The sequence below is a fragment of the Arthrobacter agilis genome, from assembly GCF_006494655.1.
GTDB lineage: Bacteria > Actinomycetota > Actinomycetes > Actinomycetales > Micrococcaceae > Arthrobacter_D > Arthrobacter_D agilis.
Window position 1 is genome coordinate 283,735 of record NZ_VHIM01000002.1, and the last position, 17,172, is coordinate 300,906.

A 17,172-nucleotide genomic window follows, 5' to 3' on the forward strand; every position below is an offset into this window, starting at 1 on the left:
CAAGGGTCGCGTATCGGCTGTCGCGCAACACCGCGTGACGCTGGAACCACACTGAGAAATAGGAGGCGGAATGCGTTTCGGACGTACTTCCAAGGCTTTGGGGGTCGCTGCTGTCGCAGCACTCGCATTGAGCGCCTGCGCTGCCAACACGGGAACTGAAACTCCCGAGGAGAGCACCGAGGGCGAAGCAACGGGTGGAAACATCCGCGTTGTAGAAGTGAATGCCTTCAGCTCGTTCAACTCGAACAGCTCCGAGGGCAACGTGGACATCAACGGAAAGATCGCCTACGCGACCCACTCCGGCTTCAACTACATCAACAACGACCTCGAGGTCGTTGCGAACGAGGACTTCGGAACGATCGAGGTGCTCTCCGAGGACCCCCTGAGCGTGAAGTACACGGTCAACGAGGGCGTCAACTGGTCCGATGGCGAACCGGTCGACGGCGGAGACCTCCTGCTGTCCTGGGCGATCGGCTCGGGCTACTTCAACGACGCCAAGACCGACGATGCCGGCGAGGTCGTCTCGGGTACCACCTACTTCGACTACGCGGGTGACACGGGCGGACTCGCGCTGACGGAACTCCCGGAGATCGGCGACGACGGCCGTTCCATCACCCTCAACTACTCGGAGCCCTTCGCGGACTACGAAGTGGCCTTCGGCACCATGACCGAGGGCGGAATCTCGACTCCGGCCCACGTCCTGGCAGAGAAGGGCGGACTCGCCGACGAGGACGCCCTGATCGAGCTGATCGAGACCGCACCCGCGGGCGATCCGGAGAACCCCGAGGAGCGCCCCGAGGTCCAGGCACTCGCGGACTTCTGGAACACCGGCTTCGACACCAAGTCACTGCCGTCCGACACCTCGCTGTTCCTCTCGAACGGTCCGTTCATCGCCTCGGCCATCACACCGGACCAGTCGATGACCCTGACCAGGAACGCGGACTACAGCTGGGGCCCCGAAGCCAACGTGGACGAGATCACCGTCCGCTACATCGGTGAGGCACCCGCCCAGGTCCAGGCGCTGCAGAACGGCGAAGTCGACATCATCGCCCCGCAGGCGTCGGCGGACACGGTGGAGCAGCTCGAAGCCCTCGAGGGCGTCACGGTGGAGCAGGGCAACCAGCTCTCCTACGACCACATCGACCTCAACTACAGCGGCGTCTTCGAGGACGAGAACGTGCGCGAGGCGTTCATGAAGACGATCCCGCGCGAGCAGATCGTCGAGACGATCGTCAGGAAGATCAACCCGGATGCGGAGCCGCTGGATTCCCAGCTGTTCCTGGCCGACCAGGCACCGTACGAGGAGTCCGCCGCGAACAACGGCTCGGACGCCTTCGCCGAGGTCGACATCGAGGGTGCGCGCGAACTGCTCGACGGCGCCACTCCCGAGGTGCGCATCATGTACAACCGCGACAACCCGAACCGCCTCAACTCGTACACCCTGATCGCCGAGTCCGCATCGCAGGCCGGCTTCAAGGTCGTCGACGGCGGACTGGGGGCCTCCGACTGGGGTTCCGCGCTCGGTAACGGCACCTACGATGCCACCATCTTCGGCTGGATCAACTCGGGAGTGGGCGTCTCTGGTGTGCCGCAGATCTTCCGCACCGGCAACGGTTCCAACTTCAACGGGTTCTCGAGCCCCGAGGCCGATGAGCTGATGGACGAGCTCATCGTCACCACGGACCCCGACGAGCAGGACGCCCTGCAGGTCCAGATCGACAAGCTGATCTGGGACTCGAAGTACGGACTGCCCCTGTTCCAGGTGCCCGGCGTCGACGCGTACAGCGACAACGTCACCGGCATCGTCTACATGCCCAACCAGACCGGCGTCTGGTGGAACTTCTGGGATTGGCAGGTTGTGCAGTAGCCTCACGGCGACACGAGGTACGCCTCCAGGAAAGGCGCCGGGACCGGGGAACTCGCCCGTCCCGGCGCCTTTTTCTGTGGCACTCCGCCGAACGGCACACCCCGTAGCCGGCGCTCTCCGCCCGCCTGGGCATGAGGGGTGCGTCCTTCGCCTGCCACTCGGATGCGCTGCACTACACTTCTGCGAAAGTACGGGAACACCCACCCGATCCAACATTGAGGCTTCAAACCCATGGTGACCTACATCGTTCGGCGTCTTGTGACGGCCGTCCTCATCCTGTTCGGTGCGTCCTTCGTCGTCTATCAGCTCACGGCACTGTCCGGTGACCCGCTCGAGGACCTGAGGGCCAGCAACGCGCCCAACCGGGAGCAGCTCATCCAGGCGCGCACCGAACTGCTGGATCTCAACACCCCGGCGCCCCTGCGCTATTTCGGGTGGCTCGCCGGTGCAGCCAAGTGCCTCGTGCCGTTCGCGGCGACGTGCGACCTGGGTACCAGCATCCAGGGTGAGGCGGTCACGACGGCGCTCGCCCGGGCGATGGGCAACACCATCACGCTCGTCACCACGGCCACGGTGCTCGCGATCATCATCGGCGTCTCACTCGGCATCATCACGGCGCTTCGCCAGTACAGCGGGCTCGATTACGGGGTCACCTTCCTGTCCTTCCTGTTCTTCTCCCTGCCGATCTTCTGGCTCGCCGTGCTGCTCAAGGAGTTCGGCGCCATCGGCTTCAACAACTTCCTGGCGGACCCGGATATCCCGCCCACCACCATCGTCGTGGTCGCGATCGCGAGCGGCCTCATCTGGTCCCTCTTCGCGAGCCGTTCCTGGAAACGCAAGGGCATCGCTTTCCTCCTCGGAGCGGTGGCCGCCGCAGCGCTCCTGTTCCTGCTCGATCTCGCTGACTGGTTCACCAGCCCGGGCCTCGGACCGATCGTCATCCTGGTCACCGGCGTCGGTATCGCCTTCGGCGTCGTGCTGCTCACCGCGGGGCTGCGCAACCGCAAGGCGCTGTACGCGTCGCTCATCATGGTGGCCCTCGGCCTCGTGGCGTACTACGTGGTCAACCCGATCCTCAACGGGGCCACCGTCTGGATGATCATCATCCTCGCGGTGATCACGATCCTGGTGGGCATGGGCGTCGGCTTCCTCCTGGGCGGCTACGACCGCGGCCAGAGCATGCGGGCGGCGGCCCTCACGGGCGTGTTCATGGGCCTGCTCATCGTGATCGACCGGTTCATGGTCACCTGGCCCGCCTACGTGGGCAACTCGCGCGTGCGCGGGCGCCCGATAGCCACCGTCGGTGCGGAGACGCCCGGACTGGACGGCACCTTCTGGATCAACGGACTGGACACCTTCACCCACCTCCTCCTGCCGACGCTGGCGCTCCTCCTGGCATCGCTCGCGAGCTACAGCCGGTACTCCCGTGCCTCGATGCTCGAGATCATGAATATGGACTACATCCGCACCGCGAGGGCAAAGGGGCTGAGCGAGCGGACCGTCGTGATGCGCCACGCGTTCCGCAATGCGCTCATCCCGCTCGCCACGCTGGTGGCATTCGACATCGGAGCGCTGATAGGCGGCGCCATCATCACCGAGCAGGTGTTCGCCTTCGCCGGGATGGGGCAGCTGTTCGTCCAGGCGCTCCGACGGACGGACCCCGACCCGATCATGGGCTTCTTCCTCGTGGCAGGCATCCTGGCGCTCGTGTTCAACCTCGTCGCGGATATCGTCTACTCCTTCCTCGACCCACGCGTAAGGGTGAAAGCATGACCATCCAGAATTCTCCGGACCTCCCGGAAGGCGAAGCGGCGACCGTCACCGGTCCCACCCACCCCGTGCCCGAGACCGAGGCGAAGGGCCTCTCCCAGGGGCAGATCGTCCGCCGGAAGTTCTTCGACAACACCGCGGCGATCGTCAGCCTCGTGATCTTCGCGATCATCTTCGTCCTGGCGTTCACCTCCGTCGGTTTCGCCGGCATCCCCGGGTGGTGGAAGTACAACCACACCGAGTTCGTGCCACTGCTCGACGGCGGCGTCCCGACGATCACGGGCCCTTTCAGCTGGGGTGAGCACCCCTTCGGCCAGGACTCGATCGGCCGTGACTACTTCGCGATGACCATGCGGGGGACCCAGAACTCCCTCATCATCATGTTCATCATCGGAGCCCTCGCCGGGCTCGTGGGTGTGGTCGTGGGAGCCTGCTCGGGTTACTTCCGCGGCTGGCCCGAGGCCGTGCTCATGCGCTTCACCGACGTCATCATCATCATCCCCGTGGTGCTCGCCGCCGCGACGCTCGGCGAGGCCGTCAACCGTTTCGTCGGTGCCGGTGCCCAGATCTGGCTCCTCGGTCTCTTCCTCGGGCTCGTGCTGTGGACCGGACTCGCCCGACTGGTCCGCGGTGAGTTCCTCAGCCTGCGCGAGCGGGAGTTCGTCGATGCCGCGAAGATCGCGGGAGCCTCCAACACCCGGATCATCTTCAAGCACATCCTGCCGAACGCCGTGGGCGTCATCATCGTGAACACCACGCTGCTGATGTCATCGGCAATCCTCCTGGAGACGGCCCTGAGCTACATCGGCTTCGGCGTGAAAGCTCCCGACGTGTCCCTCGGCCTGATCATCAGCCAGAACCAGGAGGCCTTCCAGACCCGCCCCTGGCTGTTCTGGTTCCCGGGCCTCTTCATCGTGCTGATCTGCCTCTGCATCAACTTCATCGGCGACGGCCTGCGCGATGCCTTCGACCCGCGGCAGAAGAAGTTCAACGCAGGCCGGGTCAAGGATGCCCGGAAGCCGGCAGCGGCGTGAGGGGCCTCCTAGAGGGACGGACCGCCCAGCGTGGTCGCGGCGATGCCGCCGATCACCAGCAGCAGTACGGCGATCGCCGGCCAGTTCCACGAGCGGCGGGCATGGTCGGGATGATCCACATCGATTGCGCCCGTCTCGACGAGGTCCTGCCAGCGGGACCGCACGACGTACGCGGCGTAGCCGGAGTCGGTGTTCTTCAGGTCGCCGGGGCGGACGGAACCGCCGGGACCGTAGCTCGTGGCGGGCAGGTTCGTCAGGTGCTCGACCTTCCCCGCGTGCGTGCCCCACACGCCGGGCGCGGGTGCCGCCCACGCGGTGAACGAACCCGTCGGAGTGACCAGCTTGAGAGCGTACTTCGTGTCGACGTCGATCAGCGCGGCCCACGGCACCTGCACGGTGGCGAGGGGATTGCGCAGCGTGACGGCGTCGGCCGCGAACACCACGGACGGATACCAGAACAACCACCAGCCGGCGAAGGCCACGGCGACGAAGGGCCATGCGGCCGGGAGTCCCGACGGACCGTCCGTCGCGGCGATCGACACGATGCCGCCGATCGCGACGAGCAGGGCGATACCCGTGAACCAGCCACTGGTGCGGGATCTGAAGACGGTGGCCACCGCCACCCCGGAGCTTTCCATGGCTCCATCGTCCCAGTACCGCAGCCGACCGCTGCAATCGAGGAGACCCCGCGCACAGGCGGACGATCCATCACGAAGGAGAACCGTTCATGAGCACTCAGGTCATCGGTGGCACGGGGGACGCAGGCGCCGATCAGCCGGCGTCACAGGGACCGGTGCTCGAGGTCCGGAACCTCAGCGTCGATTTCGGCGTGGACAAGCAGTGGGTTCCCGCAGCGATCGACCTCACCTACCACGTGAATGCGGGGGAGGTCCTGGCGATCGTGGGGGAATCCGGTTCGGGCAAGAGTGCCAGCTCCATGTCACTGCTCGGGCTCCTTCCGTCGAACAGTCGGGTGAGCGGCGAGGTGCTGCTGAACGGCAAATCGGTCCTGACCATGTCGCCCGCGAGGATGCGGCAGATCCGCGGCAACGACGTCGCCGTGATCTTCCAGGAGCCGATGACGGCTCTGAATCCTGTGTACACCGTCGGGTTCCAGATCGTCGAGACCCTCCGCCTGCACAACGAGATCTCGCCGGACGAGGCGAAGCAGCGTGCCTTGCGGCTGCTGCAGATGGTCGAGCTGCCGGATCCCGACAAGGCCTTCCGCTCCTATCCCCACCAGCTGTCCGGGGGCCAACGTCAGCGCGCGATGATCGCGCAGTCGCTGTCCTGCGATCCGAAGCTGCTGATCGCCGATGAGCCCACCACGGCCCTCGACGTCACCGTCCAGGCCGAGATCCTCGACCTGATGCGCAACCTGCGCAGCCAGCTCAACAGTGCGATCGTCCTCATCACGCACGACATGGGCGTGGTGGCGGACCTAGCCGACCGGATCGCCGTGATGCGCAAGGGCCGCATCGTGGAGACGGGGACGGCGGACGCGATCTTCAACAACCCGCAGCACGAGTACACGAGGGCGCTGCTCGCGGCCGTACCCCACCTCGGCCAGCGCGGCGGGAACGACGGCGTCGACATCACCGCGGCACTCGCGGCGGCGACGCACACCGAGTTGCAGTCGATCGACCCTGCGGAACTCGAGCGGCGTGAGCACGAGGTCCTCGCGCGCGCGACCAGCGCCGTGACGCGCCCTGACGCCGATCCCGTCCTCGAGCTCGACGACGTCGCCATCGAGTACCCGAAGCAGGGACGCGTACCCGCGTTCCGGGCGGTGGAGGGCGCGAATCTGACGGTATATCCGGGCCAGGTGATCGGCCTCGTGGGAGAGTCGGGCTCGGGCAAGACGACCATCGGGCGTGCCGCCGTGGGGCTCCTGCCCGTCGCGGCCGGCTCGCTGAGGGTCGTCGGGACCGACATCTCGGGGTTCCGCCCGTCCTCCAAGGAGCTGGGCGCCGTCCGCCGGCACGTCGGCATGGTGTTCCAGGACCCGTCGTCCTCCCTGAACCCCCGGCTCCCGATCGGCGAGAGCATCGGCGAGCCGATGTTCCTCGCGGGTGAGGCCAAGGGCAACGACCTGCAGAAGCGCATCGAGACGCTCCTCGACCAGGTGGAGCTCCCACGCTCCTACCGGAACAGATACCCGCACGAGCTCTCCGGCGGGCAGAAGCAGCGCGTCGGGATCGCCCGGGCGCTGTCGCTCCGGCCCAAGCTGATGGTCGCCGACGAGCCGACGTCGGCACTGGACGTCTCCGTGCAGGCCAAGGTCCTGGAGCTGTTCCAGAACCTCCAGCGGGAACTGGGCTTCGCGTGCCTCTTCGTCACGCACGACCTCGCAGTGGTGGACGTGCTCGCCGACTACATCTGTGTCATGAAGCGTGGCCGGATCGTGGAGCAGGGCAGCCGCGACCAGATCCTGCGGAGCCCGCAGGACCCGTACACGCAGCGCCTGCTGGCGGCCGTGCCGCTGCCCGATCCTGCCAAGCAGCGGGAGCGGCGGGAGTTGCGCGCCAAACTCCTCGCGACGTCGGATTGACCCGGACACGCGCCTGACGCACGGTTGACGGGGCATCCTCAGGGATTCGTTACCAAGGCGTGACCTCCATCTACGTCGCGCGCTGGTCTGCGTCTTCGTGCGGATCCCTCGGCGCGCCCCGAGGTTCCACTCTCCCTTCCGCATCCCTGATGTTCAGGGAAGCAACAAAACGGGCATATGATCTTGCGGTGTGAGTTGGCTCTCGCTCTCTGCGGAGTCACCAGACCGGCCACATCAGCGCCGGGAGAACCCAATACCTAGGAGGCGGAATGCGTTTCACGCGCACTTCCAAAATGCTCAGCGTCGCGGCCATCGCCGCGCTGTCGCTGAGTGCATGCGGCGGCGGAAGCAATGAATCCGGCACGAGCGAGGGCACCACCGATGCCGTCATCGTGGTGGACGGATCCGAGCCCCAGAACCCGCTGATCCCCACCAGCACCAACGAGGTGGGCGGCGGGGCGATCCTCGACCTGGTCTTCGCCGGGCTCCTCAGCTACGACGCCGAGGGCAAGCCGCAGAACGAGATGGCGGAGTCCATCGAGACCGAGGACGCACAGAACTACACGATCACGCTCAAGGAGGGTAAGACCTTCACCAACGGTGACCCCGTCACCGCGAGCTCTTTCGTGGACGCATGGAACTACGGAGCGGCTGCGAAGAACGCACAGCTCTCCAGCTACTTCTTCGAGAGCATCGAAGGGTACGACGAGGCGAGCGCCGAGGGATCCACCGTGGAGACCATGAGCGGTCTCGAGGTCGTCGACGACCGCACCTTCACGGTCAAGCTGTCCCAGCCCGAGTCCGACTGGCCCCTGCGCCTCGGCTACAGCGCGTTCTACCCGCTGCCCGCCGTCGCCTTCGAGGATCCGGCCGCTTTCGGTGAGAACCCGATCGGCAACGGACCGTACATGTTCGCCTCCGAGGGTGCCTGGCAGCACAACCAGCAGATCGAGCTCGTCCCGAACGACGAGTACGAGGGCCCGCAGGAAGCGCAGAACGCCGGCGTGACGTTCAAGATCTACCAGAACGACACGACCGCCTACCAGGACCTCATCTCGGACAACCTCGATGTCCTGAAGACGATCCCGACGAGCGACATCAAGAACTTCAAGAACGACCTCGGTGAGCGTTCGATCGAGTCGCCGTACGCGGGTAACCAGACGATCGCCATCCCGTACTACCTCCCGAACTGGGACGGCGAGGCGGGCAAGCTCCGCCGCCAGGCAATCTCGATGGCGATCAACCGCGACGAGATCACCGACGTCATCTTCAACGGTGGTCGCGAGCCCGCCAAGGACTTCACCGCCCCCGTCCTCGACGGCTACAACGCTGACCTGCCCGGCAGCGAGAACCTCGAGTACAACCCGGACGAGGCCAAGAAGCTCTGGGCCGAGGCCGAGAAGATCACGCCCTACGACGAGTCGGAGCCCCTCACGATCGGCTACAACGCCGACAAGGGCGATCACAAGACGTGGGTCGAGGCCGTGGTGAACAACATCAAGAACAACCTCGGCATCGAGGTTGCGGGCAAGCCCTACGCGACGTTCAAGGAAGCACGCACAGAAGCCACGGAGGAGACCCTCACCGGTGCCCTGCGCGCCGGCTGGCAGGCCGACTACCCGTCGCTGTACAACTTCCTCGGGCCGATCTACGCCACGGGTGCCGGTTCCAACGACGCCCGCTACTCGAACCCCGACTTCGACCAGCAGCTGACCGACGGACTCGCCGCCAGCACTGTCGAGGAGGGCAACGAGGCCATGAACACGGCACAGGAGGAGCTTCTCGAAGACCTCCCGGCCATCCCGCTGTGGTACCAGGTCGCCCAGGGCGGCTGGAGCAGCAACGTGGACAACGTCGAGTTCGGCTGGAACGGCGTTCCGCTCTACTACGCCATCACCGGCAAGTAACCCCTAGCGGTGACGGGGCCTGCCCGGCAGGGCAGGCCCCTTTTCCGTGCTCCAACGAAAAGGCTTCCCACCTCATGAGCAACCCCCACATGCGTCCCGTCCGGATGCCCGTCCCGGGAGGTAGGCGCTGATGGTCTGGTACATCGTCCGGCGCTTCCTCCAGCTGATCCCCGTCTTCCTCGGCGCCACCCTGCTGGTGTACTTCCTCGTCTTCAGTCTTCCCGGAGACGCCACGGCGGCGATCTGCGGAGAGCGCGGCTGCACACCCGGCGTGGTCGCCGGCCTCCGCGAGCAGTACAACCTCGACCAGCCCTTCTGGATCCAGTACCTCCTCTACCTGAAGGGTGTCCTGACCTTCGATCTCGGAACCAACTTCTCGGGCCGGCCCATCGCCACGATCATCGCCGAGGTCTTCCCGACCACGGCGAAGCTCGCCGTGATGGCCCTGGTGATCGAGGCGTTCTTCGGCATCGTGTTCGGCCTCGTCGCCGGTCTCCGCAAGGGGAAGATCTTCGACTCGTCCGTCCTCGTGCTCTCGCTGATCGTGATCGCCGTCCCGATCTTCGTGCTCGGCTTCCTCATGCAGTTCCTCATCGGCGTGAAGCTGCAGTGGACCAATCCGACCGTGAGCGGGGATGCGACCTTCACCGAGCTGCTCCTGCCCGCCGTGGTCCTGGGGCTCGTCTCCTTCGCCTACGTCCTCCGCCTCACCCGGACGAGCATCATCGAGAACGTCAACGCGGACTACGTGCGCACCGCGACCGCCAAGGGCCTCAGCCGGCGCCGCGTGGTCGTCGTGCACGTCCTGCGCAACTCCCTCATCCCCGTCGTCACCTTCCTGGGAGCCGATCTCGGCGCGCTCATGGGTGGGGCGATCGTGACCGAGGGCATCTTCAACGTCAACGGCGTCGGCAACACCCTCTACCGGGCCGTGCTCAACGGTGACGGGCCGATGGTCGTCTCGATCGTCACGTTCCTGATCCTCATCTTCTGCCTCGCGAACCTGCTGGTGGATCTTCTGTACGCGTGGCTGGACCCAAGGATTCGATATGCCTGAACCAACACACACCCCCCTCGGAGCGCAGTCTCCTGCGCCCCGGGGGCGCACCAAGACCTCCGCCTATCCGATCGAGCACTTCGTCGCCGATCCCGACGAGACCCCCGTCCGCGCGACCGACAGCGCCGTCACCGACGCCGCTCCCCGGAGCCTGTGGGGCGAGGCCTGGCGGAGCCTGCGACGCCAGCCGCTGTTCATCATCAGCGCGCTCCTGATCCTCGCGGTGATCTTCGTGGCGCTGTTCCCCGGTGTCTTCACCAACGAGCCGCCGAACGAGAACTGCCTGCTCGAGAACTCCGACGGCGGGCCCGCTCCCGGACACCCGCTCGGCTTCACCGTCCAGGGCTGCGACATCCTCTCGCGCGTGGTGTACGGAACGCAGTCGTCCCTCACGGTCGGGCTGTTCGCAACCCTCGGGGTGGTCCTGATCGGCGGCCTCATCGGTGCCCTCGCCGGCTTCTTCGGAGGCTGGGTGGACGCGATCCTCGCCCGCATCGGTGACATCTTCTTCGCGCTCCCGCTCATTCTCGGGGCGATCGTCGTCGTGCAGCTGCCCGCGTTCCAGCAGAACCGCAACGTGTGGACGCTCGTCGTCATCCTCGTCACGTTCGGCTGGCCGCAGATAGCCCGCATCACCCGGGCGGCGGTGATCGAGGTGCGCAACGCGGACTTCGTGACCGCGGCGCGGTCGCTCGGGGTGTCGCCGCTCGGCGCGCTCGTCAAGCACGTCATCCCCAACGCCCTGGCGCCGGTGATCGTGATCGCGACCATCTCGCTCGGAACCTTCATCGTGGCCGAGTCCACGCTCTCGTTCCTCGGCATCGGGCTGCCCCCCGACGTCATGTCCTGGGGCAACGACATCTTCTCGGCGAAGCCCTCGCTGCGGAGCAACCCGATGGCCATCTTCTGGCCGGGCCTCGCCCTGTCCATCACCGTTCTGAGCTTCATCATGCTGGGTGACGCCCTGCGTGACGCTCCCGACCCGAAGGCGCGCAAGCGATGAGCCACAGCACCAGCAACGAGCCGACCGGCACACCCCAGCCCCTCCTGGAGCTCCGGGACCTCGCCATCACCTTCTCGACGTCGAACGGGGACGTCCCTGCGGTCCGCAATGCGCACCTGACCGTGATGCCCGGCGAGACCGTGGCGATCGTGGGGGAGTCCGGGTCCGGCAAGTCGACGACGGCGCTGGCCGCGATCGGCCTCCTGCCCGGCAACGGACGCGTGTCCAACGGCAGCATCATCTTCGACGGGGAGGACATCACCCACGCCTCGGAGAAGCGCATCGTCGAGCTTCGCGGCTCGTCGATCGGGATGGTGCCCCAGGACCCGATGTCCAACCTCAACCCCGTGTGGAAGATCGGGTTCCAGGTGAAGGAGACGCTGAAGGCCAACGGCCTGCCCAGCGGACCCCAGGATGTCGCCAAGGTCCTGTCGGAAGCCGGACTGCCGGACGCGGCATCGCGCGCCAACCAGTACCCGCACGAGTTCTCGGGCGGTATGCGCCAGCGCGCGCTGATCGCCATCGGGCTCTCCTGCAGGCCCCGCCTGCTCATCGCGGACGAGCCGACGTCGGCACTGGACGTGACGGTGCAGCGCCAGATCCTCGACCACCTGGACACCATGACGGAGCAACTCGGCACCGCAGTGCTCCTGATCACGCACGATCTCGGCCTCGCTGCCGAGCGCGCGCACAAGGTGGTCGTCATGTACAAGGGACAGGTCGTGGAAGCCGGACCGGCCCTCGAGCTGCTGACCAACCCCCGCCACCCGTACACGCAGAAGCTCGTGGCCTCGGCGCCGTCCATCGCGTCGCGCCGCATCGAGACGGCCGTGAAGACCGGGGTCGAGACCCACGAGCGGCTGGCGCCGAACGGTGAGGTAACGGACGGTACCGACACCGTGATCGAGGTCGAGGACCTGACGAAGGTCTACAAGATCCGCGGGAGCTGGGGGAAGTCCACCGACTTCACCGCCGTGGACAACGTGTCCTTCTCGATCGCGCGCGGCACCACCACCGCCGTCGTCGGCGAGTCCGGTTCGGGCAAGTCGACGGTCGCGAAGATGGTCCTCGGGCTCGAGGGTGCGACGTCGGGCAGTATCCGTTTCGACGGCGTGGACATCACCACGCTGGGGCGCAAGGAGATGTTCGACTTCCGGCGACGCGTGCAGCCGATCTTCCAGGACCCGTACGGTTCCCTCGACCCGATGTACAACATCTACCGGACCATCGAGGAGCCACTGCGGGTCCACGGCGTGGGCAACGCGACGTCCCGCGAGAAGAAGGTCCGTGAGCTGCTCGACCAGGTGGCCCTGCCGTCCGCGATGATGCAGCGCTTCCCGAACGAGCTCTCCGGCGGGCAGCGCCAGCGCGTGGCGATCGCCCGCGCGCTGGCCCTCGACCCGGAGGTCGTCATCTGCGACGAGGCCGTCTCGGCGCTCGACGTGCTGGTGCAGGCGCAGATCCTCAACCTGCTCGCCGACCTGCAGTCCGAGCTCGGGCTGAGCTACCTCTTCATCACGCACGACCTCGCGGTGGTCCGTCAGATCGCCGACCACGTGGCCGTCATGGAGAAGGGCACCCTCGTGGAGCAGGGTGCCACGAACGACGTGTTCGACAGCCCGAAGACCGCCTACACGCAGGCCCTGCTCGCGGCGATCCCCGGTGCCGGGCTCGTGCTGCCGCCCGAGGTGGCGTAGCCCCTTCGCCGTCGACACCTGCACAGGCACCACAGAAACACGACGAAAAAACGGCCCCCGGCAACGGGTGCCGTTTTTCGTGGTCCTGGGACACCCCCACGTCCAGCCGAGATAACGATTGACCCACGATGCGTTCCTGCGATATGACGGTCACGTCAGCCGCTGTGATCGTTGCGCTCATGCGCATCCGACGGAATCCTCCGACGGCCTACTGTGTTTTCCCTCACGCGGCGGCCCGCTGCAACAGCCTTTTCTCCGGGTCTTGACACCCAGGCCGTCTGTAGGCTTGGTATCCGTCATCCTGTCCGGAGTGCGGGCCGGAAGAGTCGTCACGCCCGCCACGCATCAACGAAGGAGAACTTCCGTGAGCATCAAATCGAGGGAAGAGGCAGCTACCAGCCCGCCCCCAGCAGGAGATCCGGTCCCTCGAGCGAGGCCGGAGCACAAAGCGCGACTGGCGCTCCCCGTCTTCATCCCGGCCGCGGCACTGATCGTGCTGTTCGTGGCGTACGCGCTGATCGCGCCGGACTCCGCCTCCGCGCTCTTCGCCGGTATTCAGCAGAACGTCATCGGTGCCTTCGGCTGGTACTACGTGGCCCTCGTCGCCTTCTTCGTCGTCTTCTCCCTGTGGGTCGGCTTCAGCCGCTACGGTGACATCAGGCTGGGGAAGGACGACGACAAGCCCGAGTTCTCCCTCATGTCCTGGTTCGCACTGCTGTTCGCGGCAGGCATGGGCATCGGCCTCGTCTTCTGGGGTGTCGCGGAGCCGCTCAACCACTTCGCGAGCCCCCGCCCCGGTGTCTCCGGTACGGATGTCCAGCTGGGTCAGCAGGCATCACCCAGACCTTCCTGCACTGGGGACTGCACGCCTGGAGCATCTACGTGGTGGTCGGCCTGTCGATCGCCTACGCCGTGCACCGGCGCGGGCGTCCCATCTCGATCCGCTGGACCCTCGAACCGCTCCTCGGCGACCGCGTCAAGGGCGGCTGGGGTCACGCGATCGACGTCGTCGCCCTCGTGGGCACGCTCTTCGGTGTCGCCACGTCGCTGGGGCTCGGTGTCCTGCAGATCTCGTCGGGTCTCGACACAGCAGGCATCCTGGCAGCGACGAAGGCCACCCAGGTGGGCCTGATCCTCTGCATCACGGCGCTGACCATCGTGTCGGTCATCTCGGGTGTCGGCAAGGGCATGAAGTGGCTGTCCAACATCAACCTGGTGCTCGCCGGGCTGCTGCTGCTCGTGGTGCTGTTCGCCGGACCCACCCTCTTCCTCCTGCGCGAGTTCGTGCAGTCCATCGGTAACTACCTGCAGAACGTGGTGGGGCTGACCTTCAACACCCTGGCGTTCTCCGGCGCCGAGGGCGAGGCCTGGCAGGCCGCCTGGACCACGTTCTACTGGGGCTGGTGGATGTCCTGGGCTCCCTTCGTCGGGATCTTCATCGCCCGGATCTCCAAGGGCCGTACCGTGCGCGAGTTCGTGGCGGGCGTGCTGCTGGTGCCCACCACGCTCGGGTTCCTCTGGTTCTCCGTCCTCGGGGGCTCCGCCATCTACCGCGAGATCTTCGGTCAGGGTGGCCTGATCGCGGAGGACGGCTCGGTGCAGACCGAGAACGCCCTGTTCGGGCTCCTCGGGGACCTGCCGGGCGGGCCTGCGCTGCTCATCGGCGCCATCCTGCTCATCGCCATCTTCTTCATCACCTCCGCAGATTCGGGTGCCCTGGTGATGAGCATGATCTCCACGGGTGGAGATCCCAATCCGAAGAACTGGGTGCGGGTCTTCTGGGCGGCTCTCGCCGCGCTCGTCGCCATCTCCCTGCTGCTGGTGGGGGACACCGGCCTGAGCTCCATCCAGACCGCCGCCATCCTGACCGCGCTGCCGTTCAGCATCGTCATGCTGCTGATGTGCATCGCGACGGCGAAGGCCTTCCACGGCGAGCACCAGGCCTGGCAGGCAGCCCAGCGCAAGGCTGCGGCCGCGGCCATGGCGGACCGCGTCAGTGACCAGGTCAGCGAGTCGATGTCGGGCCAGGTGGAACGCCAGGTCCAGGAACACCTCGCCGACTACTCGAGTGAGCAGCCCGCCGCGCCCGGCGGGCCCGTGACGGGCGACCGGCGCAGCGGTCGGGAACTCTGATCGGCCGGTCCGACCAACGCCGGCACCCCTGACGCCCCTGCGTCCGCGACGGCGGTCCTCCACCCGGAGGGCCGCCGTCGGCGCGTCCGGGAGTAGAGGCCACCCGGCCATTGACAGGGCGCATTAGGTCTGTTTTTGCCGCGTCCCCTAGACTGGTAAGAGGGCGTGCAGTGCAGCCGCCGTCATTTTCCCCGCAGTAGATACCGAATTGAGTCATTACGCATGTCTGAAACCACAGGCAACACCGCTGTCCGCAGCGATCTCCGCAACGTAGCCATCGTGGCTCACGTTGACCACGGAAAAACCACCCTGGTCGACGCCATGCTCAAGCAGACCAATTCGTTCGCTGCCCACGGCGACGTGGCGGATCGCGTCATGGACTCGGGCGACCTCGAGCGTGAAAAGGGCATCACCATCCTCGCGAAGAACACCACGGTGTTCTACGACGGCCCGTCCGCCAAGGGCGAGACGATCACCATCAACGTCATCGACACCCCGGGCCACGCCGACTTCGGCGGCGAGGTGGAGCGCGGCCTGTCCATGGTCGACGGCGTCGTCCTCCTCGTCGACGCGTCCGAGGGCCCGCTGCCCCAGACCCGCTTCGTCCTCCGCAAGGCCCTCGCGGCCAAGCTCCCCGTGGTCCTGCTGGTCAACAAGACCGACCGCCCCGACTCCCGCATCGAGGAGGTCGTCAGCGAGTCGATGGACCTCCTCCTCGGCCTCGCCTCCGACCTCGCGGACGAGGTCCCCGACCTCGACCTCGACGCGATCCTCAACGTTCCCGTCGTCTACGCCGCCGCCCGCGCGGGCGCCGCGTCACTCGAGCAGCCTGCGGACGGTACCGTGCCGTCGAACGACAACCTGGAGCCCCTGTTCCAGACGATCATCGAGCACATCCCCGCACCCCGCTACAACCCCGAGGGTGTCCTGCAGGCACACGTGACCAACCTGGACGCCTCGCCGTTCCTCGGCCGTCTCGCCCTGCTGCGCATCTTCAACGGCACGCTGCGCAAGGGTCAGACCGTCGCCTGGGCCCGCCAGAACGGTGAGCTGAAGTCCGTCAAGATCACGGAGCTCCTCGCCACCAAGGCACTGGACCGCGTCCCGACCGATTCCGCCGGACCCGGCGAGATCGTGGCCGTCGCCGGTATCGAGGGCATCACCATCGGCGAGACGCTCACCGACGTCGACAACCCCCAGCCGCTGCCGCTCATCACGGTCGACGATCCCGCGATCTCCGTGACCATCGGTATCAACACCTCGCCGCTCGCCGGCAAGGTCAAGGGTGCCAAGGTCACGGCCCGCCAGGTCAAGGACCGCCTCGACAAGGAGCTCATCGGCAACGTGTCGCTGCGCGTCCTGCCCACCGCGCGTCCCGACGCGTGGGAGGTCCAGGGCCGTGGCGAGCTCGCGCTGGCCATCCTCGTGGAGCAGATGCGCCGCGAGGGCTTCGAGCTCACGGTCGGCAAGCCCCAGGTGGTCACCAGGACCATCGACGGCAAGATCCACGAGCCGATGGAGCACATGACCATCGACGTGCCCGAGGAGTACCTCGGCGGCGTCACGCAGCTCATGGCCGCCCGCAAGGGCCGCATGACCAACATGGCCAACCACGGCACCGGCTGGGTCCGCATGGAGTTCATCGTCCCGGCACGAGGCCTGATCGGCTTCCGCACCCGCTTCCTGACCGACACCCGCGGTGCCGGCATCGCGGCGTCGATCTCCGAGGGCTACGAGCCGTGGGCCGGTGACATCGAGTACCGCACCAACGGGTCGATGATCGCGGACCGTGCCGGCGTCGTGACCCCGTTCGCCATGATCAACCTGCAGGAGCGCGGTTCCTTCTTCGTGCAGCCCACGTCCGAGGTGTACGAGGGCATGATCGTCGGCGAGAACTCGCGTGCCGATGACATGGAGATCAACATCACGAAGGAGAAGAAGCTCACCAACATGCGTGCAGCGTCCTCCGACACGTTCGAGAACCTGACCCCGCCGCGCAACCTCACGCTCGAGGAATCGCTCGAGTTCGCCCGCGAGGACGAGTGCGTGGAGGTTACGCCGGAGAGCATCCGTATCCGCAAGGTCATCCTCGACGCCAACGAGCGGATGCGCGCATCCCGCTCGCGGGCCCGCGCATAACTCCTGCCGACGGG

The 17,172-nt window shown here is 66.5% G+C and carries 10 protein-coding genes and 1 pseudogene; 10 read left to right on the forward strand and 1 reads right to left on the reverse strand.

Annotation, left to right across the window (positions count from 1 at the left end; all coding sequences use genetic code 11):
- Positions 1–217 precede the first annotated feature (217 nt).
- From FJV46_RS04135 to FJV46_RS04145, 3 genes are all read left to right on the forward strand, one after another.
- The gene (locus FJV46_RS04135) at positions 218–1,867 is read left to right on the forward strand and encodes an ABC transporter family substrate-binding protein (protein ID WP_306298292.1); all 1,650 of its coding nucleotides are present in this window, start codon (positions 218–220) and stop codon (positions 1,865–1,867) included.
- A 231-nt stretch (positions 1,868–2,098) separates the two neighbouring features.
- Positions 2,099–3,640 (forward strand): ABC transporter permease, encoded by a 1,542-nt coding sequence (locus FJV46_RS04140; protein ID WP_087029640.1) that lies wholly within the window; start codon positions 2,099–2,101, stop codon positions 3,638–3,640.
- Positions 3,637–4,671, forward strand: a complete 1,035-nt coding sequence (locus tag FJV46_RS04145) for an ABC transporter permease (RefSeq protein WP_087029637.1) — start codon at positions 3,637–3,639, stop codon at positions 4,669–4,671. Before FJV46_RS04140 ends, FJV46_RS04145 begins: the two co-directional genes overlap by 4 nt.
- A gap of 8 nt (positions 4,672–4,679) precedes the next feature.
- Here the strand turns inward: FJV46_RS04145 and FJV46_RS04150 are convergent, their stop codons facing one another.
- A complete protein-coding gene (locus FJV46_RS04150; protein WP_087029635.1) occupies positions 4,680–5,309 on the reverse strand; it encodes a PH domain-containing protein in 630 nt (209 codons plus the stop codon).
- Between the two features lie 89 nt (positions 5,310–5,398).
- Between FJV46_RS04150 and FJV46_RS04155 the strand changes: the two genes are divergently transcribed.
- The 7 genes and pseudogenes from FJV46_RS04155 (at position 5,399) to typA (ending at position 17,158) form a co-directional block, all read left to right on the forward strand.
- Complete coding sequence (locus FJV46_RS04155; protein WP_087029632.1) at positions 5,399–7,222, forward strand: ABC transporter ATP-binding protein; 1,824 nt, start codon at positions 5,399–5,401, stop codon at positions 7,220–7,222.
- A 269-nt stretch (positions 7,223–7,491) separates the two neighbouring features.
- A complete protein-coding gene (locus FJV46_RS04160; RefSeq protein WP_087029628.1) occupies positions 7,492–9,129 on the forward strand; it encodes a peptide ABC transporter substrate-binding protein in 1,638 nt (545 codons plus the stop codon).
- Positions 9,130–9,259: 130 nt separating this feature from the next.
- On the forward strand, positions 9,260–10,186 hold the full coding sequence (locus FJV46_RS04165; protein WP_087029624.1) for an ABC transporter permease: 927 nt from the start codon (positions 9,260–9,262) through the stop codon (positions 10,184–10,186).
- Positions 10,179–11,189 (forward strand): ABC transporter permease, encoded by a 1,011-nt coding sequence (locus FJV46_RS04170; protein ID WP_087029622.1) that lies wholly within the window; start codon positions 10,179–10,181, stop codon positions 11,187–11,189. Before FJV46_RS04165 ends, FJV46_RS04170 begins: the two co-directional genes overlap by 8 nt.
- A complete protein-coding gene (locus FJV46_RS04175) occupies positions 11,186–12,886 on the forward strand; it encodes an ABC transporter ATP-binding protein (protein WP_087029619.1) in 1,701 nt (566 codons plus the stop codon). Before FJV46_RS04170 ends, FJV46_RS04175 begins: the two co-directional genes overlap by 4 nt.
- A gap of 454 nt (positions 12,887–13,340) precedes the next feature.
- Positions 13,341–15,019, forward strand: a pseudogene (locus FJV46_RS04180) (BCCT family transporter).
- Between the two features lie 222 nt (positions 15,020–15,241).
- Positions 15,242–17,158: a translational GTPase TypA gene (typA, locus tag FJV46_RS04185; protein ID WP_087029616.1), complete on the forward strand. Its 1,917-nt coding sequence runs from the start codon at positions 15,242–15,244 to the stop codon at positions 17,156–17,158.
- The last annotated feature ends 14 nt before the right edge of the window (positions 17,159–17,172 follow it).